The following is a 25,586-nucleotide window of genomic DNA, read 5'->3' on the forward strand; positions in this document are numbered from 1 at the left end:
GTATCAATAATTTGATACTCTTTTTTTATGCACGCATAATACTTTGATTATATGTTAACTTATTAGTAATTCATTAAATATACAGCAATAAATTAACAATTAGTTAAACTATTCACAACTATTACCCTATTATAATATAAATATGTCTTATCTTTGCACAAAATTAGACAAAAGATAGAATTATGAAAAAGAGAGTTTATTTATTTTCGTTAGTTGCAATGTCACTTTTTACATTTTGCACCAATAATGACGAATCAAATACAGATAGTCAGGCAAAAGACAACAACATTCAAATTAACAATGATGTTACATCTTTAAGCAAAAGACTTGATTTTACCAATTCAGGAGTACTTTCTATTTCGAATTCATCATCTTCAACAGCAAGATTATCAAATATTCAATCTGCGGCTAATACTTTACCATTAGTGCAAATTGCCGAAGTAAATCCGCCAAAAGATAGTAACGGAAGAACTTTGCAAGCAAATCATGTGGCCGTAAATGGTAATTTCGCTTATGTTGCTTATACAATGCAAGGTGAAGCTTACTCAGGTGCAATAGATGTTATTGACGTTTCGGATCCATATAAGCCAAAATTAATTACATCAGCATTGATTGCAAATACTGATATTACATCACTTACGTACTCAAACGGAAGTTTGATTATTGGAGCTGCAACAGATATTGACAAAAAACCGGAGTTAACAAATCCTTCAATTGTGATTAACATGCAATTAAGTTCAGGTTTACTTACCGATAAATATACGATCACCAATCTTGAAGGAAAAGTAACTACAGATGTTGCTGCAAATTCAAGCTCTTATTTTGCCGTAACAGGTGATGCAGGAAGTCTATTCAAAATTAATAGTTCATCTAAAGCAATTTCAGCAAAAATAACTGTAGACGATTTACGTTCAGTTGCTATCAGCGGGGATAAAATTGTTACTTTAAGCGGAACAAAAGGCGTAAATATTTATAACGAAGCTACACTTTCTTTACAAAAAAACTTTACAACATCTACAGATGTTAGCGGAGCAAAAAGAACAATGGATTTTGATGGTACAAAATTATTAGTATCAGAAGGATATAATGGTTTAGGAGTTTATGACATTAATAGTGGTTCTAAACTTCAAAATATTCCATTGGCTGCTGCGGGTGAAGATAATGTTACCAATGCCGTTTCTGTAAATGACGGATATGCATTTGTAGCCAATGGAGCTGCAGGTTTAAATGTTTACAAAACAGGTTCTCAACTTAATTTATTAGGAACAGTTGGTATCGAAGGTTCATCAAACTATGTAAAATCAAGCGGTGACTTTATTTATGTTGCCAGTGGAAAAGGTGGTTTGAAAATCATTAAAATGGAGAAACCAAATACCACCACTTTTGCAAGCTGTACAGAATACGGAACTTACAATCAGGGACAAAACCTGATTTTAAATTCAAATGAAGTTAAATCTTATAATGGTTCTACAGCAATTAGTTCGGCTATGATAAACTCTGGCGCGATATTGACACATTGTGGTTCAATTACGATTCAAAACGGTTTAACCTTAAATAGCGGCGGAACTTTCAACATGAGAGGAACTATGGCTCAGGGGAAATACCAACAACAAAATCCAACAGAATTAATCATAAATAGTAATGCCGTATTGCAAATTGAAGGTACGGTAGTAATTTGGGGAGATTTGAGATTAAATAGTGGCGCGAAAATCAATTTTATTGGTAACGATTCGTCTATTACTATTTATGGAAAAGTAACCAAAAACAGCAATGTAACAATTACAGGAAACTATAAAGACACAGAGAACAAATTGAAATAATTTTCTGTAATCCTAAGAAATACCACTTGATTTAAATCATTAAATCAAAACTCTTGAAAGCTGTCAGATTCTATCTGGCAGCTTTTTTATTTATCCTTTTTCTTAAAAAAGAAAATCAATAACCAAACATTAACATTTCATTTAAATAGTGTTCAAAGATATAATTAGTATTTTTGAGCCTCTATCAAAAAACACTTAACTACGCTATGCGAAAAATTCAGGTACAAATTCTTCTTATTTTTCTAACAGGAATTTCAATTTCTTTTGCACAACAACCACAAAAACCAAGTTCTGTCGAAATTTACAATCAAATCAAAAAACTGAACTTCTTAGGTTCTGTTCTGTATTTAGCAGCTCATCCGGATGATGAAAACACCCGTTTGATCTCTTATATGGCAAACGAAATGAATGCAAGAACTGGTTATTTATCCCTAACCCGTGGTGATGGAGGTCAAAATTTAATTGGTCCACAGTTGCGTGAATTATTAGGCGTTATAAGAACTCAGGAATTAATTGAAGCCAGAAAAATTGATGGAGGAGAACAGTTTTTTTCGCGTGCCAATGATTTTGGTTACTCAAAAAATCCGGACGAAACCTTAGTAATTTGGGATAAAGATAAAGTCCTTGCAGATGTTGTCTGGACCATTAGAAAATTTCAGCCGGACGTAATTATAAATCGATTTGATCATCGCTCACCAGGCACAACGCACGGACACCATACATCGTCGGCAATATTGAGCGTTGAAAGTTTTAACCTTACAAACGATTCTAAAATATATCCTGAACAATTGAAATATGTAAAACCATGGCAGGTAAAACGCTTGTTTTTCAATCCGTCGTGGTGGTTTTATGGAAGTCAGGAAAGATTTGATGCCGCTGATAAATCAAAATTCACCAAACTAGAAACCGGAGTTTATTATACCGGAATCGGAAAATCAAATCAGGAAATTGCTGCCTTAAGCCGAAGCCGTCATCAGTCACAAGGATTTGGAAGCACCGGAGCTCGTGGCGCAGAAACCGAATATCTTGAATTAATTAAAGGGGATAGTCCTGTAGAACGTGATAATTTATTTGATGGAATTGACACTTCATGGAACCGCGTTAAAAACGGAAAACCTATTGGAGATTTAATTACGAAAATTATCGCAAAATATGATTTTAGCAATCCATCAGCAAGTATTCCGGATTTGGTAAAAGCTTATACTATGATTGAAGCTTTAGACGAGGATCATTATAAACCTTTAAAATCTGCTGCTATAAAAAATATAATCGCATCTTGTTCAGGTTTATATCTTGAAGCTGTTGCGTCTGAGCAGGAAGCTACTCCGGGAAGTACAATAAAACTGAGCCTTGAAGCGATTAACAGATCTTCTGCCGAAATGCAATTGACCAGCGTAACTTCATTACCGGATAATAAAAATACAGCTCAAAATGTTCTATTAAAGAATAATAACGATCAGAAAATAAACCTGCAGATTCAACTTCCAAATGATATTGAATATACACAACCGTATTGGTTAAAAGAAAAAGCAAGTGTAGGAATGTATACGGTTTCTAATCAGGAAAATATTGGAATTCCGGATATTATCAGACAAGTAAAAGTTATTTTTAATATTAAAATTAGTGGGGTTGAAATTCCGTTTGAGCGTACTGTAGTTTACAAATACAACGATGGTGTAAAAGGCGAAATGTATAATTTCCTGGATATAGTTCCGGAAGTTACAACTTCTGTTCTCGAAAAAGTTTTAATTTTTGGAAGTACAAAAAGTAAAATGGTTCCTGTAAAAGTTCGCGCAGGAAAAGACGGCATTAAAGGAAATTTACAACTGGAATTGCCTAAAAGTTGGAATGTTTCTCCAAAAGAAATCCCGTTTACGCTGGAGAAAAAAGGAAACGAGCAAATCTTTTATTTTGAAGTTACATCGCCCGTAAATCCCGAAGAAGTTGTAGCAAAAAGCATTGCTATTGTAGACAACAAACGTTTTGATAAAGACGAAATTATTATTGATTATCCGCATATTACCAAACAAATGGTTTTGAAACCGGCAGAATCAAAATGCATAAGAATTGATTTAAAAACAAATGGAGATGCTATTGCTTACATCATGGGTGCGGGCGACGAAGTTCCGGAAAGCCTGACGCAAATGGGATATAAAGTTTCGATTATAAAACCGGAGGAAATCACGCCAGAAAAACTCGATTCTTTTAATGTTGTCATTACCGGAATCCGTGCTTATAATACCGTTAACGCGTTGGCAAACAAACAAAATATCCTTTTTAATTTTGTAAAAAGCGGTAAAAATATGATTGTACAATACAATACGTATGGTAAAACCGTAACAGATCAAATTGCACCATATCCATTAAGAATCTCCAACGATCGTGTCACCGAAGAAAACGCTAAAGTTACTTTTCTGGCACCAACACATCCTATTTTGAACACGCCCAATAAAATTAGTACGAAAGATTTTGAAGGCTGGACACAAGAACAAGGTTTATATTATCCGGATCAATACGATCCTGCCTTCACTCCTATCCTATCTTCGCATGACAAAGGTGAATCTCCTAAAAACGGAGCATTATTGGTAGCGCCATACGGAAAAGGATACTATATTTACACAGGTTTAAGCTTTTTTAGAGAATTACCCGAAGGAGTTGCAGGCGCATATCGACTATTGTCTAATATGATTTCCTTAAAACAGCCAATAGAAGCTCCAAAACCAGAATTAAAGAAATAAAAACATTCACGAAAATGGAAGCTAAAAAAGTAAAGAAATGGAAAAAAAGCTACACCTATGTTTTGGTAGCGAATGCAATTTACATTTTGATTTTTTTCTTAATCATGCAATTATACTCATAACCTATGCAACTATTTGATTGGATCGTACTAATTGTTACACTTTTATTCATTGTTGGGTACGGCTCCTGGAAAACCAAAGGAAGTAAAAATGTCGAAGACTTTATCTTAGGAAACAACGAAACACCTTGGTATACCGTTGGGCTTTCGGTTATGGCAACACAAGCCAGTGCTATTACTTTTCTATCAACACCGGGACAAGCGTATCATGACGGAATGGGTTTTGTGCAATTCTATTTTGGATTGCCAATAGCCATGATTGTGATCTGCGTGACATTTATCCCATTATATCATAAAAATAAAGTATTTACCGCTTACGAATTTCTCGAAAAGCGATTCGATCTAAAAACACGTTCATTGGCAGCGATTCTGTTTCTAGTTCAGAGAGGTTTAGGAACCGGATTGACTATTTATGCTCCTGCTATTATTTTATCCGCACTTTTGGGTTGGAATTTAACTTTAATGAACATTATAATTGGTCTTCTTGTAATTATTTACACCTTTTCAGGAGGAACAAAAGCAGTAAACGTTACGCAAAAACAACAAATGTTTGTAATCATGTCTGGAATGTTTATTACATTTTTTCTGATATTGCATTATCTGCCAAACGATATGACTTTTACAAGTGCCTTGCATATTGCCGGTGCAAATGATAAAATGAATATTGTAGATTTCTCTTTTAATCCCGAAGAAAAATATACTTTCTGGAGCGGAATTACGGGAGGTTTTTTCCTTGCCCTCGCCTATTTTGGGACAGATCAATCTCAGGTTGGTCGTTATTTATCCGGAAAATCAGTTCGCGAAAGCCAAATGGGTTTGATTATGAACGGACTTTTAAAAGTGCCAATGCAGTTTTTTATTCTATTAACCGGAGTTATGGTTTTTGTATTTTTCCAATTCAATCCAGTTCCGTTAAATTTTAATCCGAATAATAAAATTGTCATTGAAAAATCAGCATTTAAAGAAGAATATCATGTTTTAGAAAAGAAATTAACTGCCCTTTCAGAAGATAAAAAAGTAATCAATTTATTGTACATCGATCAGCTGAATCAGGATTTTGACAATCCTATTCTACGAAAAGAACTGGTTACATTATCAAACAAAGAAAAAGACTTAAGAGATCGCGCCAAAGAAATTATTCTAAAAGCCGATCCAACCAGTGAAACAAACGATAAAGATTATGTCTTTTTTCACTTCATCTTACATTATTTACCAAAAGGATTGATTGGTTTATTATTAGCCGTGATTCTTTCTGCAGCAATGTCATCGACAGCTTCAGGCTTAAATGCTTTGGCTTCTACAACTGCAATAGATATTTATAAACGAAACTTAAAAACCGTAAAATCAGAGAAACATTATCTAAATGCTACGAAATTTTTCACCTTATTCTGGGGAATTGTAGCGATACTTTTTGCCTGCGTTGGAACTTTGTTTGAAAATTTAATTCAGTTGGTAAATATCATTGGATCTATTTTCTACGGAACCGTTTTAGGAATCTTCTTAGTGGGATTTTATTTACGTAGAGTAAAAGCAAAAGCGATGTTTTATAGCGCTATTATTAGCCAGACAACCATTTTTATTATCTACTATTTTATGATTTACAAAGAGGAAAAACTGGGTTATTTATGGCTGAATTTTATTGGAGCGATGTTAACTATTATACTTGCGTTGCTTATGCAGGTTGCGTTTTTTAGAAATGAACAGGATTCTGAAGAAGTTGTTTTGGAGTAAATTAAAGTTTTTATGAAAAACGTCTTGTGTATTCTACTTTTACTAAATCTGAGCTTTTGCTATTCGCAATTTGCAATTATTAATGATTCTGATGGTTATGTGAATGTTCGAAATTCAGGAGAAATAGCCAACAATATTTCTGACAAACTCGACAATGGATTTATAGTTTATTATTTTGAACCAAAAGGAAATTGGGCAAATATTGATTATAAAAAAAATGGAAAAGAATTAAACGGATATATTTATAAAAGCAAAATTAAATTCATAAGCGATTTTACAAATATCCCTTTAAAATTAAATCAAGTCAAAGAAGTTTTATTTGATAGTGCAAATGTAAAAGTTAAAATAACCGAAAGTGCTTTTGTTAAAGAAAAACATAAATTACAATTTCAAAAAGGAAATTCAGGTCTGCTTAAAAAAATTGATGATTTAGATTTTTTAGGAACAGATGGAGAAATCCCTAAAAGACAATATAAAAGTATAGAAGTTCAAATAAATAATATAAAAGTCCAATTACCAAACGAGGCTTTAAGAAATCTATACGAACCCAGTTTATACAACTCTAAAATAAATTATGATAAAATAAATGATATTTTATACATCCAATCTTCAAATAGTGATGGTGCTGGCGGATATGAGATCATTTGGGTTGTTGAAAAAAAGAAATATAAAACCAGAATTGAAGCTTACGGCTTTTAAAATATTTTATGGCAGACTTAAAAAATGTAATATTTATGTATTCGTCTTTTTCGGGGAAATCCGGAAGAATCGAATATGGAATTTATTTTTTGTTTAATATTTTGATGTGTTATCTCGCTCTTAATTTATATAAAAATGTTAATTTAAACAATGAAAAAATTCTTAATATATTTTATAGTTGCCTGATTCTCTTATTGACTTTTGTTCCTATGCAAGCTGTCACTACAAGAAGATTACGAGCTTTGAATGCAAATGGTACTTTTGTTGTTTTCAATTTTGTTCCTCTATTGAATATAGTCTTTGTAATATTCTTATTGCTGGCAAAAAAGCCGATAATAGCTGAATAAACTATAATATGACAAAACAAGAATTTTCATTCCGTCTAAAAAATTCCAGTATAGAAGCAGTTAAGTTTGCAGAACGTTATATTACGGATAAACTCACGAATGATTTCAAATACAATGTAATTTTCACTCCCGGAAACGACGAGGAAGATTTTAATAAATTTGACGTTTACCCTGAAGATGATGGAATCATAAAATTAAACTTAACCGAAATAGAAGTAATTGATTTGCTTTGTCGAAAAAATAAAATTCCGGTTTGGATAGATATATGTGTTCTAAAATCAAGCAGAAAAATTACAACTTTTGATCTTTTATGTGCGGGAAGATATAGCAATAATGAAGAAGAGTTTTATTATAATGATAGTAAGTCAGGACCATTTGGCATTAAAAGCCCAACATTTCCAATAGGTTATAAAGAAGGTGAAAAATTCAACTTAAACAAGAGCATCTATCTACGAAAATGGCATCTGATGTATTTTAAAATAAAACGATTATGCTTCAAAAATCCTTAGTAATTGCATTTCTTTGCTTTTGTCTTCAGGCTCAAAGCCAAAGTTCTATTGAGGATGAAGAAACGGTAGACAATTCAATTTCTACACAACTTTATACGAAGTGTTTTGAGAACTTAAATCATGGAGCAGAAATTTTAGAAAAATATCCACAATGGAAAGATACTAAACTTTGTTCTCTAATGTATTGTATGATGCTTTTAGGGTTTCAGGAGAAAGAAGCGCAGCTAATTGGCGAAGATCGATTGATAGGAATTGCGACGCAACTATATCGCGAAGGAAACCCTGTTATTCTAATTATGGGAATGGAAAGTTCTCTGGAAGCAAAAAAGAGAAATCAAAATCTCGAGGACGATGATCATATTGTTTATATTAGTTACGGCGAGTGTACAAATCCGTTGTTTCTAAATAAAGCTGCCGAAATCGTAAACAAACAAACGATGTCTTTGATCAATCAGAATAAATCCAACTAGTTATAAATGAAAAAATATCTTTAGTACTGTTTACGGTATTGCGAAGGAAATTCTGTTATATTTTAAGGTAATGTAAATTTAAGTTTAAATAATAAGAAGCTTCCTAATTATATTTTATACTTGTCTTATTATCTTGTTACATTTGTTTCTGTGCAAGTAATTACTACAAGAACATGAAGAGATTTGAAAGCAAATACTGTTTTTTCAATTTTTAGTTTTATTCCAATCTTGAATATTGCTTTCATAAGATCTTTAGCAAAAAAACTACTAATTAAACTATATGTCAAAACATCTACTCTTAATAATTATACTTTTTAGTTTAAAAATTTATTCTCAGGAAATAGTATCCAGAAATGATATTTATGCAAAAGATAGTATCGCATATAAGGTACAAGACAATAAACTTTTTACTGGTAAAGTTCAAAACTTTAAGCACAAAACCCATTTAGTTTCTGAAATTGAATTTGTTGACGGAATTTTAAACAAAACCTCTGTTTATGCTAATGGAAAAGAAGTAATAATTTTGGATGAAGATTACTACTATGAGAAAAGCCCTCAAATAAAAAAGAAAGTTAGGTATTCATTTGACCATAAAATAATGTCTACAACTTATTACGAAAAAAACGGAAATAAAAAACTAGAGGAAGAGTTGAAAGATGGGATTTTAGTTTACAGTTGTCCTTATACCAATAATAAAAAAAATGGAAAGCTTTTTTCAATAGATAAAAAAGGAGAAAAGAAAGAATGCGTTTTTGAAAATGGTAAACTTATTAAAAACATATAGCTTCCTTTATTGAATATTTGTAATAAAAAGTACTATTTTAGTATTCGCCAAAACAAACCATTTAATGAAATATTCAGAGGAAATACAAAAACTACTTCCCCTAGGTTACCTTTACCTTGTCATATTAGGGATACTTAAAGAGAGTATTTTTTATTATCAATTAGGAATTAATATCCTAAAATACTCTACCATTATGGACATCTTAATTAGTCCAATTGCAGAGTTTACTTCAAATCCGATAACACTGGGCTTTGTAGTATCACTTTTTGTACTTCATTATTATTTGCCGAAATTATACCTAAAGCACAAAGAGAATAAAACACTTCAGAAAATCTTTGAATTGAAAACTACAGAAGAATTATCAGAAGAGGAAATTAATAAATATTACATTTTTGCTTCTTTTAAAATGTTTGCTTTGATATTATTATCCTTTTTTATTGGAACCGGAGTTGCAGGCGGTTACATAACTATGCAGCGTATCAAGGATAATAAAGTAAAATATAATAACACATTAAACTACAATAGTGGCGAATCAGAACAAATTTTTCTCATTAACTCCAATAGTATTTATTATTTCTATGTTCAAAAAGGAAATAAATCTATAAAAATTGCGCCAATTGGTGCCATAAAAAATATAGAGAAAAGCTTAGATGTTGGAATGCTTTCAAAATAAAAGTCAAGTCTTTTTAAAGATTATATTTCTTCAAAAAAACTGATAATCTGGTTTACAAATCAATTTAAAACGCATCACTATGAAAGATTTAAAAAAATACAGCAATAAAACTAAAGCTGCTTATATTTTGCTTGTTGTGATGTTAATCATTTTATTAGGTAATTTTAATACGCTTCAAAATTCGAAAAATGTAAACGAAAATATCAATGCAATTTTCAATGATCGTTTGGTTGTAGCACATTATATTTTTCAATATTCGAAAGAACTTCATTTCATAAAATCCGAAGCTGAAAAACTTGATTTAAGTGATAATACCAAAAAAAATGAGATCATTCATACTTTAAATATCATTCATAATATTGATGATTTGTATGCAAAAACAGTTTTAACCAATAAAGAGAAACAATATTTTGATATTTTTTTAATCTCCTGCAAAGAAATAAACAATCACGTCGCCAGTAAAAATTGGGGCAAAATTGTGGCTTTGAGCCAACAAGCCTTGACAACATTAGAATCATTATCTCAAATTCAGATTCAGGAAGGAAAAGCAAAATTGGCAAGCGCAAATGCAATGTATAACAAAAATAATAGTCTTGGGCAATTGCAAATTGCGCTTCTTATCATTTTAGGCGGAATCACGTTTTATCTCTTAATCGTAAAGAAAATCAAAAGAAGTATCAGAATTCCGGAACCGCCAAGTCTGAACTAATTATTTAAACTTTCTATCCTCTTCTTTTATTGGAAGATCGTTTATACTGGCAAATCTTTTTTGCATTAATCCGTTTGAATCAAATTCCCAATTTTCATTTCCGTACGCTCTAAACCAGTTCCCTTCAAGATTTTGATATTCATATTCAAATCTTACAGCAATTCTGTTTTCAGTATGCGCCCAATATTCTTTTTTTAATTTATAGTTCTTTTCTTTCTCCCATTTTTGGGATAAAAAACGAATGATTTCTTCTCTTCCATTTACAAATTGATCTCTATTTCGCCATTCACTGTCTACTGTATAAGCTTTTGAGACTTTTTCCGGATCTTGGCTGTTCCAGGCGTTTTCTGCTAACTGAATTTTTTCTAATGCCGTTTCATAGGTGAAAGGCGGCAATGGTAATTTCTGTTCCATTTTTATAAAATTAAAGTTTGAATGATTTTTTTAGATTGTTCGATAAGATCGTTTGACTTAAACAACTGACTTTCTACAATGCAGCTTTCAAAAAGTAAATAAACATGATCTGCGAGAATCTCGTCTTTGAGAATATTTTTAAAATATTTTCGGAGATCCAATTTATGACTTTGAATTACCTTAAGCACTTTTATATTATCAGAAGGAATTTCAGAAAGAAGGTTTAAAAAACTACAACCTCTAAAATCCTCCTTCTGGTTCATAGCGATCAGAAAGTCAAAAGAAGTTAGAATCTTCAATTTCGAATCTTTTTCATCTAAAGTAAATTTTTCCAATTCATTGAACCAAAAATCATGACGCTGATTTAGAAACGCCACACATAAATCTTCTTTTGATTTAAAATGCTGATAAAAACTCGCCTTTGCTACTTTTGCCTCTTCAATAATTTGATTGATGCCCGTAGCATTATATCCCTGCTTGTGGAATAATAGGGAAACTGTGTCTAGGATTCTTTCTTTAGGTGACATTTGCATGATGAATTAGAAATACAAATGTATACAATTTTAAATATAAACAGACAAGTCTGTATGTTTAATTATAAACGCGATATTATCATTTTGACGCAAGGAGAAATCACACGAGTAATTCCGTGCCTAAAAGCACCAATCTTTGTCGAGTTTCTCGTGTGATTTCTCCCTCCGGTCGAAATGACAAAACTTAACTTAAACCCATAAAAAAAATCCAAATTCCAAAACTTCTAAAGCTTTGGAATTTGGATTTTTATATCGAAAACCATTGAGATTGGAATTTAATAATTCAAAGAATTATTATCTGCTCCATTCCGCAATACTATCTTTATTTAATTTTACGTAATCTTGATTATTAGCAGCTTCTGCAGCGGCAAGTGATGCTTTTGCAGTTTCAACAGCTCCTTTTTTATCACCTTGTTTTGCCTGAATCTGTGATTTCAATCTTAAGATAAAATATGGTTTTTCAGTACTCATATCTAATGATTTGTCTACGTAACTTTTAGCTGTTTCTATATTTCCATTTGATTGAAACAAATATTGAGCTGCAGCAAAATAATCATTTGAAGTAGGTCCGGCTAAAACTTTTTCGATACTTGACGTAGCTACTTTTGCAGTTGGAACTTCAAATTTTAAAGCAACATGAGAGTTTTCCCAAGCCATTTCTAAGTATCCAAAATTTGGGTCTAAGCCATTAATTCCAATCGTAAAAGTCTCAACTGGTGTTGGTAAAGCATCTTCTTTTACAGTAGTTCTTAAAGCAACATAAGAGTCGCTCCAGTTTTCCGGTAATCCCCAGTTGTCTGTAGAAAGATAAAAAATCACTTCCCAACTTTCGATTTTAGGAATCGTATAAATTGCATATTTTCCTTTTTTCAAAGTCTTGCCATCAATAACAACATCATCACTAAAATTAATGATTGTGTTTTCATTGGCTCCGGTTCTCCATAATTTACCAAACGGAACTAAATTTCCAAAAACAGCTCTACCTCTAGCGCCTGGTCTTGAGTAAGTAACTTCAACGTCAGTTAAACCAACTGTTTGCTTAATATAGCCTTTCGGACTCGCTTGTGGTGTTTTTATTTGTGCTTCTGTAGCAAAAGGAGCCAAAATAATGGCTAATGCAATAAGTAGTTTTTTCATTTGTGAGTTTATTTTGTTCCTTCAAATTTACAAATTCAATTAGGGAACAAATGTTAAATTTAATATAATTCAAGCGCCTAATTGTGATATTTTTTGGGCGTCTAATTCCTTAAAATTATTGATTATCAAATTAGCATCAGACAGATCTTGCAATTTAGAATGATGGCTATTATAACCTACACAATAAATTCCTGCTGCTTTTGCCGCTTTTACACCATTTGTGCTGTCTTCTATGATGATGCAATTTTCTTTTGGTGCTTTTGACAATGAAGCTGCATATACAAAAATCGCCGGATTTGGTTTTGATTGCGGAAAATCTTCACCACTTACAATATCCGTAAAATATTGGTGCAAATTGAATCTTGTAAAAACACGTTCAATGGTTACTTTGGACGCCGAAGAAGCCAAAATCAATTGTATTCCGTTGGTGTACAAATCTTTAATTAAATCCTCTACACCTTCTAGTAAATACAAATCTTCTTTAGTATCAAAAGCATCATTAAAAATGGTTCTTTTTCGCTGAATTAAATCTTCTACTTCATGCTCTATCGTTGGAAAAAATCCTTTCAATGCCTGAAACGTATTTCGAGTCGAAAACCCCGTAAACGAAGTGTACATTTCCTCGCCCACTGCAATATTTAATTCTGAGAATTGTTTGTAATAAGCATAACGGTGAACTGGTTCAGTATCAACAATTACACCATCCATGTCAAAAATTACTGTTTTAATCATTTTTTTTAGGGTCAAAGGTTCTAAGTTACAAAGGGTCAAAGGTTTTTCTGTAGAGGCGCAGTGCATCTTTTTTTAGGGATTTCTGGTTTCAAATTCCTCTTACTTGGGGTAACTTTGTCAAAATTTTAAACTTTGACAAAGTTCGCATCGGTGATAACTTGAAACAAAGAAAACCTGAAACCTGAAACAAAATTTTTTACTCTTTTTTAAGCAAATAGCGGATTACTGTTTCAGCTAAATAAAGACCAAATAAACCTGGCATATAACTATTAGTTCCGTAAAATGATTTTTTGAAGTTTTTTCCGTCAGTTAATTTTAAGCTTTTTTCATCTTGAATTTCAGAAGAGAAAACTACTTTTAATTTGTTTATTTTTTCAACTTTTAAACGTTTCCTAATTGCTTTAGAAAAATAGCAGTTTACTGTATTAGAGATATCTGCCACTTTTACTTTTGAAGCCAGCATTTTTCCGCCAGCGCCCATGCTACTGATTATTTTTACTCTTTTGCGTTTTGCGCCAATGATTAGATTTAATTTTGGAGTAATACTATCAATACAATCCAAAACATAATCAAACTCAGGCGAAATAATCTCAAAAGCTCTTTCCGGAGACAAAAATTCCTTAACACGAGTCAGCTTTAATTCCGGATTAATATCCATTAAACGATCTCCTACAATTGTAATTTTTGGCTGACCAACTGTTGAATGCAAAGCGGGCAATTGCCTGTTAATATTAGTGATATCTACCACATCTCCATCAACAATTGTCATACTTCCTACTCCTGCCCTTGCCAAAAATTCAGCTGCAAATGATCCAACTCCTCCTAAACCTACCACCAAAACATTTGAGTTTTGCAAGTTTTGTAATCCTTCTTTAGTAAATAAAAGTTCGGCTCTTTCTGTCCACTCTGCCATATATTCTATTGTTATTTTTGTTTAATTGTCTTTTTTAAATTTGTTTCAAGTTTCAGGTTTGCGAACTAACTTCTTACTTCTCGAATACAGTTGCAAAATTACTTGAAATAATCTCTTGCAATTCTTTAATTTCTATATTTTTATATTCAGATGCTAGATTATAAACTTCCCTTATTCCTTCTTCGATTGTATCTGTTTCCAGAAAAAAGCGCTCATTTGGTATGTTCTGAAAAACGGTTTTTAATTCGGGATTTCTGAGTAAATATTTTCCAAACGAAATATAAAATCCGGCTTTGATAAGTTGTTCGGCAATTTGACTGTTTTTTGAAAATCCATGAATAATCATGGGAACCGAAATTTTCATCTTTTTTCTAATCGCAATTACTTCCTGAAAAGCCGCAACGCAGTGAATCACTACAGGTTTTTGATATTTTTCGGCCAAAGCCAATTGTTTTTCAAAAACTATAATTTGCTGTTCAAGCGGAATTTCAATTCGTTTGTCTAAACCACATTCGCCAAGAGCAAGACAATTATTGGTTTGCAATTTTTCTTCAATAATTTTCAAATCGGCATCAATTTGTTCTTCCTTAATATACCAAGGATGAATTCCTATCGAATAATAGGGAATTGAAGCATCAAATTCTTGCGGATATTGATTGACCAACTCCAAAATATTGGATTGATTTGTAAATTGATGTGTATGAAAATTAAAGAATTCCATTAATGAAAAGTTTTCACTCCCGCTTTGATTTCTACTTTCAAATCATTTTCTAAAGGAACAAGCGGACATGAATATTTATGATTATAAGCGCAATAAGGGTTATAAGCCTGATTAAAATCTACTGCGATCGTATTTCCTTTTGGAATTTTTAAGTCAATATATCTTCCTCCTATATAACTTTCTTTTCCGCTAGTCAAATCCGAGAATGGCAAAAATAAATGATCTTTATATTCCTTTGTTTTCGAAAGTTCAATATTTCTGTAAACATTCAACTTCAAATCAACACCATCTAAAGTAAAATATAAGGTTCCGTATTTAATATATTTTGGAGTTCTCGCGCCTGTTGTTTTCATCTCAAAAACTTTCTCATTTTGCGCTTTTTCGAATTTTGCTACAACAAAGTATTTGCTGTTTATAGGATAAAAATCTAAAGTTTTAAAACTCTTCAAATCTTCTTCCATCAACGGACTCGTCTTAGCATCAGCATATTCTGAATTTATTTTCTTTTGAAACTTTTCTGTTTCCTTCTGATCAAATTTATTTTGTCCGAAACAGAAATTAACGAGCAGCAATACTAAAAAAGCAATAACATTTTTCATCCTTGAAATTTTCAGCAAAAATAGTTTAAAAGTAACAAAGCAGCAACCGTTGATCCGTACAAAGTTTCTTAACTTTGTTGCAAATAACTTATTTATAATGCTCAAAACTGCTTTTAACCATTACATTAACAATTTTAAAGGTTTTTCAAGAGAAATTTGGATTCTTACAATTGTCACTTTTATCAATCGTGCCGGAACGATGGTACTTCCTTTTTTATCAAAATATTTAAAAGAAGATCTTCATTTTACTTATAATCAGGTCGGTTGGATCATGGTTGCATTTGGTCTTGGATCAATGTTAGGTTCCTGGTTGGGCGGAAAATTATCAGACAAAATTGGGTTTTACAAAATCATGATTTTTAGCTTATTTACAAGCGGAGTTTCCCTTTTCTTCGTACAGTATATCACAACATTTTGGTCACTTTGTATTGCCATGTTTATATTAATGACGATTGCAGATATGTTCAGACCAGCGATGTTTGTTTCGTTGGGTGCTTATGCAAAACCCGAAAACAGAACACGAGCACTAACTTTGGTGCGTTTGGCGGTAAATCTTGGTTTTGCTGCTGGACCTGCTTTGGGAGGTTTGATTATTATGGGAATTGGTTATTCAGGCTTATTCTGGGTTGACGGAGCGTCTTGTATTATCTCTATTTCGATATTTGCACTATTAGTTAAGGAAAAGAAAAAAGTTGTCCATGAAGATAAAATGGAGAGCGCAGCAGAAATCAAATCTGTTTTTCACGATAAAATCTTTTGGGTATTTTTGTTTGTGAGTTTTGTTACGGCAATGATTTTCTTTCAACTTTTTACAACGCTGCCTTTATATCATAATGAGAAATTTGGTTTGAGTGAGTTTCAAACGGGATTATTGATGACTTTAAACGGGCTTTTAATCTTTGCTTTAGAAATGCCAACGGTTGGTTTTATGGAAAGAAAAGGTTTCCCCAAAATAAGAATTATTATTCTGGGATCATTTGTAATGGCGTTGAGTTTCTTCTTATTGCTAATTAATGTTTGGGCTGGAATTTTGGTAGTCAGCATGATTTGCATTTCAATTGGAGAAATTCTGACCTTTCCTTTTTCGAATGCTTTTGCGCTTAGTCGTGCCCCACGTGGACAAGAAGGTCGTTACATGGCACTTTATACTATGAGTTTTAGTCTGGCTCATATTATTAGTTCGAAGGTTGGTTTCGAGATTATTTCCCGTTTAGGTTATCAAATCAACTGGTTGTTTATGGCTTGTATTGGAGTTTTTGCTACACTTTGCTGCTTTTGGATTAAGCAGGCATTACTAAGAGAGAAGGTTTCTTAAAATCTTTTCTTACCAATTGTTTAGCTAATTTACCACAGAGTGCGCAAAGTTTTTATACTTATATGGTTAAACAAACACAGAGATCACAAAGCTTTGCGATCTCTGTGTTTGTTTAAAGTCTTACACATAAAAAAACTTTGCGCACTCGGATAAAGGATAAAAAGAGGAAAAATCTGCTCGATCTGCAACCCGAGCGATAGCAACAGGCGAAGTAAATCTGTGTGAAAAAATATTTTACGCAGAAAAAATGCATACCTACAAGGTTTACCAAACCTTGCAGGATTACGGTTAAATAAAAAAAGATCTGCTCAATCTGCTTAAATCCATTTAAAATCTGCGTGAAATAATTTTAGTCACTCACGATAGCTCTTTGGTAAAATTTTTTTCTCATTTCAACGTAAGATGGGTTTTCTACACTTTAAAATCGATTCAAACGTATTTTTTAGTTAAATAACTAGTTTTATAGTTGTGTAACTAGAAAAATAGTTGTAGGTTTGAATTAAAATTAGAAAACATGCAAAAGTTAACCAATAAAGAAGAAGAAATCATGCACATTTTATGGAAGCTTAAAAAAGCTTTTGTAAAAGAAATTCAGGCAGAAATAACTGAAGATCAACCGCATTACAATACACTTTCGACTATTGTGCGTAATCTTGAGGAAAAGGGTTTTGTGGGACATAATGCTTTTGGAAACACACATCAGTACTATCCAGCTGTTACTCTGGAAACTTACAGTAAAAAGTTTATGAATACGGCTATTGATAATTTCTTTAATAGTTCTTATAAAAATATGGTTTCATTTTTTGCTAAAGAAGAAAAAATTTCGGCAGCAGAATTACGTGAAATCCTGGCAATGATTGAATCTCCTAAAGAAGAAAAATAATCATTATGGAAGCACTTTTTATATTTATAGCAAAGTCAAGCGGACTGATCATTTTATTTTTTATTGCTTATCATTTTTTGTTGCGCAAGGAAACATTCTTCAACAGTAACAGATGGTTTTTATTGGCGGGTTTAATAACTTCTGTTGTATTGCCTTTTTTGGTTTACACCAAAGTGGTCTGGATTAACCCTGCTCCTGCTTTAAATATAAATTATACACAACTTAATTCTCAAAATATAGGAAGTGAGTTTTTAGAAATCAATTGGAACCTTGTCATTATTGCTGTTTATAGTATTGGTTTCATTGGCTTTTTAATCAAATTTGGAATAGATTTTTACAGCTTAAACTCCATTATAAAAGGAAAAAAAATACAACAACAAGCTGATTTTAAGTTTATAGATGTAAAAGAAAACATTGCGCCTTTCTCTTATTTTGATTATATCGTGTACAACTCATCAATGTACACAGCATCAGAATTAGAGAGTATTCTCGAACATGAAAAAGTTCACAGTGATCAAAATCATACCGTAGATGTTCTTGTTTCAAGAGTGTTTTGTATGTTGTTTTGGTTCAATCCAATTATGTGGTTTTATAAAAAAGCAATCGTTCAAAATCTCGAATTTATTGCTGACAAAGAAGCTGCCCAAAAAATATCAGATAAAAAAGCCTATCAATACACGCTTTTAAAAATAACAACACACGAATCATGTGTTGCAATCACCAATCATTTTTATCAATCATTAATCAAAAAACGAATCATTATGTTAAACAAAAATCAATCAAAAAAGAGCAGCTCCTGGAAGTACTGCACGGTACTTCCTGCTCTTGTTGTGTTTGTGCTTTTATTTCAAGTTGAAGTAATTGCAAAGGAGAAAAAGGGTACTACTATTGAAGTTTCTAAAAAAGAAAGTAAATCTGTTGAAGTTTTCAAAATCAATAAAACAACTACAGATCATGACTTAAAAATCATTGCAGAAAAATTAAAGCTAAATCACAATGTTGATTTTACAATTTCGGAATTAAAACGAAATTCTCAAAACGAAATAATTGCAATAAAAGTACACGCAAAAAGAGGTTCAGAGCAAGTTCAGGAATATGAGGTTCTTGGTGACAAAGGAATTAAAGATTGCGGAATTATGATCACAACGGCTGATGATGGTTCTAAGAAAATCAGTCTGGTTGCAAACAATCAAGTTGGCGATTCTAGTGATAAAGCGCATAAAGTTGAAATAATAAAAGTTCAAAACTCTAAAACTAATACTGATGTTAACATTAATTCTAATACTAGCACAAAAACTAATTGCACTGTTAGCACCGCTACTAACACTGTTATAAACACTAATGTAGACGAAAAAACAAATACAAAAGTTGTTATTAAAGGTAAGGCAAATTCCACTTTAAAAATATATGGCGATCCGCTATATATCGTTGATGGAGTCGTAATCGGTAATGTTAGCAAAGATGATTCCAAGCTGATTGATCCGAATAACATCAAATCAGTAACGGTTTTAAAAAGCAATGCTGAAACTCTTGTTAAATACGGAGAAGAAGGTGCTAATGGAGTAATTATTATTGAAACAAAAGACTAATTTGAATTGCATTTAAAAACTAAAATTATGCAAAAGCTAACCAACAAGGAAGAAGAGATCATGCATATTTTATGGAAGCTTAAAAAAGCTTTTGTAAAAGAGATTCAAACGGAAATCAAAGAAGATCAACCTCACTACAATACGCTTTCAACTATTGTTCGTAATCTTGAGGAAAAAGAATATGTAGCACATAATGCTTTTGGAAATACACATCAATATTACCCAATTGTAACTATCGAAGACTATAGTAAAGGATTTATGAGTACTGCAATTGATAATTATTTCGATAGTTCTTATAAAAGTATGGTTTCCTTTTTTGCTAAAGAAGAAAAAATTTCGGCAGCAGAATTACGCGAAATCCTGGCAATGATAGAAACTCCTCAAGAAGTAAAATAAGTATTATGGAAGCACTTTTCATTTTTATCGTAAAATCAAGCGGATTGCTGCTGCTGTTTTACTGTGCATATTATTTTTTGCTGCGCAAAGAAACATTCTTTAATAGTAATAGATGGTTTTTACTTGCCGGATTAATAACTTCAATTGTATTGCCGTTTTTAGTTTATACCAAAATCGTTTGGATCGATCCTACACCAATGCCAATATCTACTATGGATTATTCCAGAGCTTATATTCCGCATATAATCGAGCAAAAATCTTTTGAGATCAACTGGAATTATGTAGTACTTGCTATTTATAGTATCGGGTTTCTTGCCTTGATAATAAAATTTGCACTTGATTTTTATAGTTTAAACTCCGTCTTAAAAGGGAAAAAAGTACACCAGCAAGCTGATTTTAAGTTTATAGATGTAAGCGAGAATATTGCCCCTTTTTCTTATTTTGATTATATCGTGTACAACTCATCAATGTATACGGCTTTGGAATTAGAAAATATTATTGAGCATGAAAAAGTGCATAGCGATCAAAATCATACCATGGATGTTCTGATTTCAAGGGTATTCTGCGTGCTGTTTTGGTTCAATCCAATTATTTGGCTGTATAAAAAAGCTATTCTTCAGAACCTTGAATTTATTGCTGATTATGAAGCTGCCAAAAAAATATCAGACAAAAAAGCGTATCAATACACGCTTTTAAAAATAACAACACACGAATCATGTGTTGCAATCACCAATCATTTTTATCAATCATTAATCAAAAAACGAATTGTCATGTTAAACAAAAATCAATCAAAAAAATGGAACTATTGGAAGTATTATGCAATAATTCCCGCACTTGTCGCTTTTGTACTGTTGTTTCAAATTAAAACCATCGCACAAGAGAAAAATCAACCTCAGGAAATTTCTAAAACGAATGATTCAGATGATATTTATAACATTAATAAAAACACAACTGATCAGGAAATAAAAGTAATAGCCGAAAAACTAAAAAAGAATCATGGTGCAGATGTTGCCGTTTCTAACATAAAGAGAAACGCTAAAAACGAATTAATAGGGATTAAAATCAATATTAAAAAAGGAACTGAAGAGGTTCAAACCATTCAAATTGATGGTGATGAAGCGATAGACAGCTTTGCAATTTCTGTTTCAACTGAAAAGAACGGTGTTAAAAAAATTGGTATTGTTACAGATACAGAAAGTGATAAGTCAACTGATTATCAAAGTCGTGTAGCAGAAATCGAAAATTATAATGACTCGGACAGAATGGCTCCGCCGGTTCCTCCTACGCCTCCTGCAACACCAGAATTACAGCCAGCACCAATTGCTCCGGTAATGCCTGTATTACCAAAAGATTTAGAGCTGCCGGCTCCGCCTAATATGTCAAATATGCCAAAACCTCCTGTTCTGCCAAGAAATACAAAGGATAAAGTGGCTATGGAAAATTTTGACAAAAAGATGGCAGAATTTCAGAAAAAAATGGACGCATTTCAACCAAAATTGGACGTTTATCAAAATCAAGTAGAAGATATTATGTCAAAACGTGAACTTGTTTATGATAAAGAAATGGAAAAGTATGAAATCGCTATGGAAAAATTTGGAGCAGAAATGGATAAATATGGCGCATATGTAGACCAGCAATTTGGAGGAGATTTCGAAAAGAAAATGGAGCAATTTGAAAAAGATATGAAAGTGTATGAGCAAAATATGAAAGCTCATGAGAAAAACATGAAAAAAGTGGAGAGAGATATTAAAAGGATATAATTCAATATCAAAACAATATAAAAGTAAAGCGAATTAACTAGATAATAACTCCGTTTTAAATGTGCAATAGACATTTAAAACCTCAATCAAAAGACTTTGCCTAACCGCAAGGTCTTTTTTTATATCTTTGCCAAAAATTAACCTACTATGTATAAAATTTTAGCCAAAATAAACAAACTCCTTTTACCGAGTTTTACCAAGCAAGGTTTGGATATTTCGAAAGCAAAAAAATGGCAAATGTCAATTATAGGTTACCGGGCTTTTGTTACAAAACGAGCTTTGCAATAATATAAAAATATCTTTTAAATAGTTGAACTTCGCTTCAACAACGCTTTCTTCTTAAGAGATAAAAGATGTTTCTTTCCTGATACATTTCTCATTTATCTCACTTTACTGTTCTCATGAAAAATAAAGAATTCAATATCCCTCCGGTTTACGCAGTCCTTCTGGCTATTATAAGTGTACAATGTGGTGCCGCAATTGCAAAAACCTTATTTCCTGCAATTGGAGCAGCAGGAACCGCGTCAATACGAATTGGAGTTTCGGCTATAATTTTACTAATTGCTTACAGACCAAATTTAAAAAAAATCACTCCCGATCAATGGAAAATTGTTGTTCCATATGGCTTGGCTTTAGGGGCAATGAATTTGATTTTTTATATGGCAATAGAAAGAATCCCAATAGGACTTGCCGTTACTCTGGAATTTATTGGTCCTCTATTGGTTGCAATAATCGGTTCAACACGTTTAATAGATTATTGCTGGGTTATACTCGCCGCAATTGGGATTGTACTCATTGCTCCGTGGTCAAATAATAGTATCGATTCATTAGGAGTTTTATTTGCACTTTTGGCGGGAGCACTTTGGGCGGCTTATATTGTTCTAGGTGGAAAAGTTTCTAAAATCATGCACGGCGGACAAGCAGTTGCTACCGGAATGTTATTTGGTGCTATTTTAATACTTCCGTTTGGTTTTTACGAAAACGGATTAGTAAATCTAACTCCAAAACTTCTTGGAATGGGGGTTGCATTGGCGCTTTTGTCCAGTGCCATTCCGTTTACATTAGAAATGAAAGCTTTAGGACAGCTTCCTCCCCGTACTTTTAGCATTTTAATGAGCTTAGAGCCTGCTGCAGCTTCTGTTTGTGCTTTTATATTTTTGCAGGAAAAACTTAACTTTTATGAAATCCTGGCTGTAGGCTGTGTTATTATTGCGTCAGTAGGATCGACATTAACAACTAAACGATAAGTTTTAAATGAAAAAAAATTTAATTGAATTTATTAAAATTATTAACGGTATATATTTAATTTCGATTTTAATTTGGGGCTTATTCTGGTTTACATCTATTAAAGAAACTGATAATAGAACATTAATAATTGTATCAATTTTTTTATTCGGTACTCAAATTATAATTTTACTTTGTTCCATTGCCTTCTACTTTCTTACGAAAAATATACTTTTAATTAAAGAACAAATTAAATATAGTTTGATCATTCTAATCTCAGTAATTGATTTACTTTTTTTAATTAGTGGTAGAGAAAGTGACAGTACTACGTTGATTTTTATATTCTTTATTAACACATTATCAATTTTATATATTTATAAAAATAGATACTTATAAAAAGTCCTGTAATTTACAGGACTTTTTTGCATTGTAGACTTTTGTTTATTGGAGATTCTAATTACATTTTTGGTAGTAATACAGTATCAATTACATGAATTACACCATTTGATTGATTCACATCTGCAATTGTAACTTTAGCTTTGTTTCCGCTTTCGTCGCTGATATATAAATCTTTCCCGTCCATCCAGGCAGTTATAGTTCCACCACTTACAGTTTTAATACTAGCTTTTCCTTTACCCGCTTTAATTGCTTTTGCGATATCAGATGCATTCCATTTTCCGGCAACAACATGATAGGTCAAAATAGTTTGTAACGTTTTGATGTTTTCAGGTTTCAATAATGTTTCAACAGTTCCTGCAGGTAATTTATCAAATGCAGCATTTGTTGGAGCAAAAACAGTAAATGGTCCTTTACCTTGTAATGTTTCTACTAATCCTGCAGCTTTTACAGCAGCAACCAATGTTGTATGATCTTTTGAGTTTACGGCATTTTCAATAATATTTTTGTTTGGGTACATTGCAGCTCCACCAACCATTACAGTTTTTTGTGCAAATGATGTAAATCCAAATCCTAGTGCTAAAATTGCTACGGCTAAAAATTTTGTAGTTTTCATAATGAATGTTTTAAGTTATAAGCTCATTTACGGGATAGTTTTCGATTTGGTTTTATTAAAAATTCAAAAAAGATTCAAATTCATTATAAAATCCGTAAAAACCACTGTAAAACAAGACTTTAAAAATTAAATTTATTTTTAATTATTTTTAAAATCAGAATGACTTTCGTCTTTTTATTATTACTAATTTTAAGAATAAAATTCATTTTAATGGAAAATCAAAACCAATCCGAATCCGGAACAAAACATATTATTCAAAGTTTACTGGTAAATATTGCTATTGCTGTAGCAAAAGGATTTGCGGCGTTTATGACCGGATCCGGCGCAATGTTGGCCGAAACTATTCACTCTACAGCCGATTGCGCAAACCAGCTTCTGCTTTTACTTGGCGTAAAGCAGGCTAAAAAAGATGCCGATGATGAACATCCATTTGGATATGGAAAATCGGTTTATTTCTGGTCTTTTATGGTGGCAATGCTTTTGTTTTCTATTGGCGGAATGTTTTCAATTTATGAAGGCGTACATAAATACAATAATCCAGAGCCTGTGCATAATATTGGCTGGGCAATTGGAATCATTCTTTTTTCGATTGTAATGGAAGGTTACGCCATGATTTCTAACATTGTAGAAATTAGAAAACGTAAAAAATTAATCTCCTTTTTTCGCTATTTACACGTTACAAAGGACAGTGATTTGATTATTATTTTTGGAGAAAACGCAGCTGCAGTTTTAGGGTTGTTCCTAGCTTTAATTGCATTATTAGTTTCACATTACACCGGTGATAGCCGTTATGATGCAATTGGTTCGCTTTGTATCGGAATCGTCTTAATTGCGGTTGCCATCTTTTTGGCAAGTGAGGTAAAATCATTATTGATTGGCGAAAGTGCCGATCCTGAAATTTTAGAAATCATACACGAAATTGCTAAAGCTGAAAATAATATCACCGAAGTATTAAATTGCAGAACTGTCCAGCAAGGTCTGGGAGAAGTTTTGGTTTGCATAAAAATTAAAATTGTTCCCGATCTCACGACTCAAGATATTAGCTTATTAATTAATGCTTTTGAAAATGAACTACGCACAAAACGTCCCGAAGTAAAATGGCTTTATATCGAACCAGATTTCCAGGAATGGAAAACAATTTAAAATTAAATCTTGTCATTCTGTTTTATTTATTATATTTATTTAACATTTTTTCAATAGATAACACACTAATTAACTTAAAACTTATTTATCATGATGCAAAATATAGATCGAAAAGTAAGAAGCAAAAAGTTAAGTACAAGAGTTGATCTGACCGCAATGGTTAGTGTTTCTTTCTTGCTGATTATATTTTTTATGGTTACAATTGAGTTAGCAAAACCTAAAAGTATAAGTCTTGATTTTCCAAATCATGATTGCTGTGACTGTTATCCAAGATATGAAGGCGAAAATCGATCAATAACTGTAATGTTGGGCGAAAATAATAAGCTAATATATTATATGGGTATTTTAGAATCTCCAATAATTGCTCCAAAAGAAATAAAATACGGTAAAGATGGTATTCGAAAAGAATTACTGAAAAGAAAAAATGTCTTGCTTCAATATGCTTCTAAAGGTGTGAAACCAGGAAGTATGATTGTAATTATTAAACCAAGTAAAAACTCCAATTATGGTAATTTGGTTGAGATTCTTGATGAAATGAAAATAACAGGAATAAAATCCTATTCTATTTTAGATGATTTTACTCCCGAAGAAACAAAATTATTGGCTTTAAAATAAC

The 25,586-nt window shown here is 32.0% G+C and carries 27 protein-coding genes; 19 read left to right on the forward strand and 8 right to left on the reverse strand.

Annotation, left to right across the window (positions count from 1 at the left end; all coding sequences use genetic code 11):
- The first annotated feature begins 182 nt into the window (after nucleotides 1–182).
- The 10 genes from EAH81_RS18935 (at nucleotide 183) to EAH81_RS18980 (ending at nucleotide 10,599) form a co-directional block, all read left to right on the forward strand.
- A complete protein-coding gene (locus EAH81_RS18935) occupies nucleotides 183–1,820 on the forward strand; it encodes a hypothetical protein (RefSeq protein WP_140510068.1) in 1,638 nt (545 codons plus the stop codon).
- Between the two features lie 206 nt (nucleotides 1,821–2,026).
- The gene (locus EAH81_RS18940) at nucleotides 2,027–4,558 is read left to right on the forward strand and encodes a PIG-L family deacetylase (protein WP_140510070.1); all 2,532 of its coding nucleotides are present in this window, start codon (nucleotides 2,027–2,029) and stop codon (nucleotides 4,556–4,558) included.
- A 125-nt stretch (nucleotides 4,559–4,683) separates the two neighbouring features.
- On the forward strand, nucleotides 4,684–6,408 hold the full coding sequence (locus EAH81_RS18945) for a sodium:solute symporter (RefSeq protein ID WP_140510072.1): 1,725 nt from the start codon (nucleotides 4,684–4,686) through the stop codon (nucleotides 6,406–6,408).
- A gap of 12 nt (nucleotides 6,409–6,420) precedes the next feature.
- On the forward strand, nucleotides 6,421–7,107 hold the full coding sequence (locus EAH81_RS18950; RefSeq protein WP_140510074.1) for a hypothetical protein: 687 nt from the start codon (nucleotides 6,421–6,423) through the stop codon (nucleotides 7,105–7,107).
- Nucleotides 7,108–7,142: 35 nt separating this feature from the next.
- Nucleotides 7,143–7,454, forward strand: a complete 312-nt coding sequence (locus EAH81_RS28140) for a DUF805 domain-containing protein (protein ID WP_410501111.1) — start codon at nucleotides 7,143–7,145, stop codon at nucleotides 7,452–7,454.
- Nucleotides 7,455–7,462: 8 nt separating this feature from the next.
- A complete protein-coding gene (locus EAH81_RS18960) occupies nucleotides 7,463–7,963 on the forward strand; it encodes a hypothetical protein (protein ID WP_140510078.1) in 501 nt (166 codons plus the stop codon).
- Nucleotides 7,945–8,433, forward strand: a complete 489-nt coding sequence (locus EAH81_RS18965; RefSeq protein WP_140510080.1) for a hypothetical protein — start codon at nucleotides 7,945–7,947, stop codon at nucleotides 8,431–8,433. Before EAH81_RS18960 ends, EAH81_RS18965 begins: the two co-directional genes overlap by 19 nt.
- 280 nt (nucleotides 8,434–8,713) lie before the next feature.
- Nucleotides 8,714–9,217 (forward strand): hypothetical protein, encoded by a 504-nt coding sequence (locus tag EAH81_RS18970; RefSeq protein ID WP_140510082.1) that lies wholly within the window; start codon nucleotides 8,714–8,716, stop codon nucleotides 9,215–9,217.
- Nucleotides 9,218–9,410: 193 nt separating this feature from the next.
- The gene (locus EAH81_RS18975; protein WP_241676595.1) at nucleotides 9,411–9,890 is read left to right on the forward strand and encodes a hypothetical protein; all 480 of its coding nucleotides are present in this window, start codon (nucleotides 9,411–9,413) and stop codon (nucleotides 9,888–9,890) included.
- A gap of 79 nt (nucleotides 9,891–9,969) precedes the next feature.
- Nucleotides 9,970–10,599 (forward strand): hypothetical protein, encoded by a 630-nt coding sequence (locus EAH81_RS18980; RefSeq protein WP_140510086.1) that lies wholly within the window; start codon nucleotides 9,970–9,972, stop codon nucleotides 10,597–10,599.
- Here the strand turns inward: EAH81_RS18980 and EAH81_RS18985 are convergent, their stop codons facing one another.
- The 7 genes from EAH81_RS18985 to EAH81_RS19015 form a co-directional block, all read right to left on the reverse strand.
- Nucleotides 10,600–11,013 (reverse strand): nuclear transport factor 2 family protein, encoded by a 414-nt coding sequence (locus EAH81_RS18985; RefSeq protein ID WP_140510088.1) that lies wholly within the window; start codon nucleotides 11,011–11,013, stop codon nucleotides 10,600–10,602.
- A gap of 2 nt (nucleotides 11,014–11,015) precedes the next feature.
- Nucleotides 11,016–11,540, reverse strand: a complete 525-nt coding sequence (locus EAH81_RS18990) for a TetR/AcrR family transcriptional regulator (RefSeq protein ID WP_140510090.1) — start codon at nucleotides 11,538–11,540, stop codon at nucleotides 11,016–11,018.
- A gap of 300 nt (nucleotides 11,541–11,840) precedes the next feature.
- The gene (locus tag EAH81_RS18995; RefSeq protein WP_140510092.1) at nucleotides 11,841–12,683 is read right to left on the reverse strand and encodes a DUF2911 domain-containing protein; all 843 of its coding nucleotides are present in this window, start codon (nucleotides 12,681–12,683) and stop codon (nucleotides 11,841–11,843) included.
- Nucleotides 12,684–12,752: 69 nt separating this feature from the next.
- Complete coding sequence (locus EAH81_RS19000; protein WP_140510094.1) at nucleotides 12,753–13,415, reverse strand: HAD family hydrolase; 663 nt, start codon at nucleotides 13,413–13,415, stop codon at nucleotides 12,753–12,755.
- Nucleotides 13,416–13,611: 196 nt separating this feature from the next.
- On the reverse strand, nucleotides 13,612–14,328 hold the full coding sequence (locus tag EAH81_RS19005; RefSeq protein ID WP_140510096.1) for a ThiF family adenylyltransferase: 717 nt from the start codon (nucleotides 14,326–14,328) through the stop codon (nucleotides 13,612–13,614).
- Nucleotides 14,329–14,401: 73 nt separating this feature from the next.
- A complete protein-coding gene (locus EAH81_RS19010) occupies nucleotides 14,402–15,049 on the reverse strand; it encodes a TatD family hydrolase (RefSeq protein WP_140510098.1) in 648 nt (215 codons plus the stop codon).
- Complete coding sequence (locus EAH81_RS19015; RefSeq protein WP_140510101.1) at nucleotides 15,049–15,648, reverse strand: DUF1684 domain-containing protein; 600 nt, start codon at nucleotides 15,646–15,648, stop codon at nucleotides 15,049–15,051. Before EAH81_RS19015 ends, EAH81_RS19010 begins: the two co-directional genes overlap by 1 nt.
- Before the next feature lie 97 nt (nucleotides 15,649–15,745).
- On the opposite strand from EAH81_RS19015, the gene EAH81_RS19020 reads away from it, so the two are divergent.
- The 7 genes from EAH81_RS19020 (at nucleotide 15,746) to EAH81_RS19050 (ending at nucleotide 22,838) form a co-directional block, all read left to right on the forward strand.
- Entirely contained in the window at nucleotides 15,746–16,963 is a 1,218-nt protein-coding gene (locus tag EAH81_RS19020) for an MDR family MFS transporter (RefSeq protein WP_140510103.1), read from the forward strand.
- A 514-nt stretch (nucleotides 16,964–17,477) separates the two neighbouring features.
- Complete coding sequence (locus EAH81_RS19025) at nucleotides 17,478–17,846, forward strand: BlaI/MecI/CopY family transcriptional regulator (protein WP_140510105.1); 369 nt, start codon at nucleotides 17,478–17,480, stop codon at nucleotides 17,844–17,846.
- A gap of 5 nt (nucleotides 17,847–17,851) precedes the next feature.
- A complete protein-coding gene (locus EAH81_RS19030) occupies nucleotides 17,852–19,435 on the forward strand; it encodes a M56 family metallopeptidase (RefSeq protein ID WP_140510107.1) in 1,584 nt (527 codons plus the stop codon).
- 27 nt (nucleotides 19,436–19,462) lie between these two features.
- Nucleotides 19,463–19,831 (forward strand): BlaI/MecI/CopY family transcriptional regulator, encoded by a 369-nt coding sequence (locus EAH81_RS19035; RefSeq protein ID WP_140510110.1) that lies wholly within the window; start codon nucleotides 19,463–19,465, stop codon nucleotides 19,829–19,831.
- Nucleotides 19,832–19,836: 5 nt separating this feature from the next.
- Nucleotides 19,837–21,591, forward strand: a complete 1,755-nt coding sequence (locus EAH81_RS19040) for a M56 family metallopeptidase (RefSeq protein WP_140510112.1) — start codon at nucleotides 19,837–19,839, stop codon at nucleotides 21,589–21,591.
- A 147-nt stretch (nucleotides 21,592–21,738) separates the two neighbouring features.
- Nucleotides 21,739–21,879, forward strand: a complete 141-nt coding sequence (locus EAH81_RS19045) for an SsrA-binding protein (RefSeq protein WP_140510114.1) — start codon at nucleotides 21,739–21,741, stop codon at nucleotides 21,877–21,879.
- Between the two features lie 113 nt (nucleotides 21,880–21,992).
- On the forward strand, nucleotides 21,993–22,838 hold the full coding sequence (locus tag EAH81_RS19050) for an EamA family transporter (RefSeq protein ID WP_140510116.1): 846 nt from the start codon (nucleotides 21,993–21,995) through the stop codon (nucleotides 22,836–22,838).
- 434 nt (nucleotides 22,839–23,272) lie between these two features.
- Here EAH81_RS19050 and EAH81_RS19055 read toward each other — a convergent pair whose 3' ends face one another.
- Nucleotides 23,273–23,827, reverse strand: a complete 555-nt coding sequence (locus EAH81_RS19055) for a fasciclin domain-containing protein (RefSeq protein ID WP_140510118.1) — start codon at nucleotides 23,825–23,827, stop codon at nucleotides 23,273–23,275.
- Nucleotides 23,828–24,037: 210 nt separating this feature from the next.
- On the opposite strand from EAH81_RS19055, the gene EAH81_RS19060 reads away from it, so the two are divergent.
- Entirely contained in the window at nucleotides 24,038–24,970 is a 933-nt protein-coding gene (locus EAH81_RS19060; RefSeq protein ID WP_161595833.1) for a cation diffusion facilitator family transporter, read from the forward strand.
- A gap of 93 nt (nucleotides 24,971–25,063) precedes the next feature.
- A complete protein-coding gene (locus EAH81_RS19065) occupies nucleotides 25,064–25,585 on the forward strand; it encodes an ExbD/TolR family protein (RefSeq protein ID WP_140510189.1) in 522 nt (173 codons plus the stop codon).
- Nucleotide 25,586: the final 1 nt, after the last annotated feature.

It is taken from the genome of Flavobacterium pectinovorum (genome assembly GCF_006438875.1).
Taxonomy (GTDB): domain Bacteria; phylum Bacteroidota; class Bacteroidia; order Flavobacteriales; family Flavobacteriaceae; genus Flavobacterium; species Flavobacterium pectinovorum_A.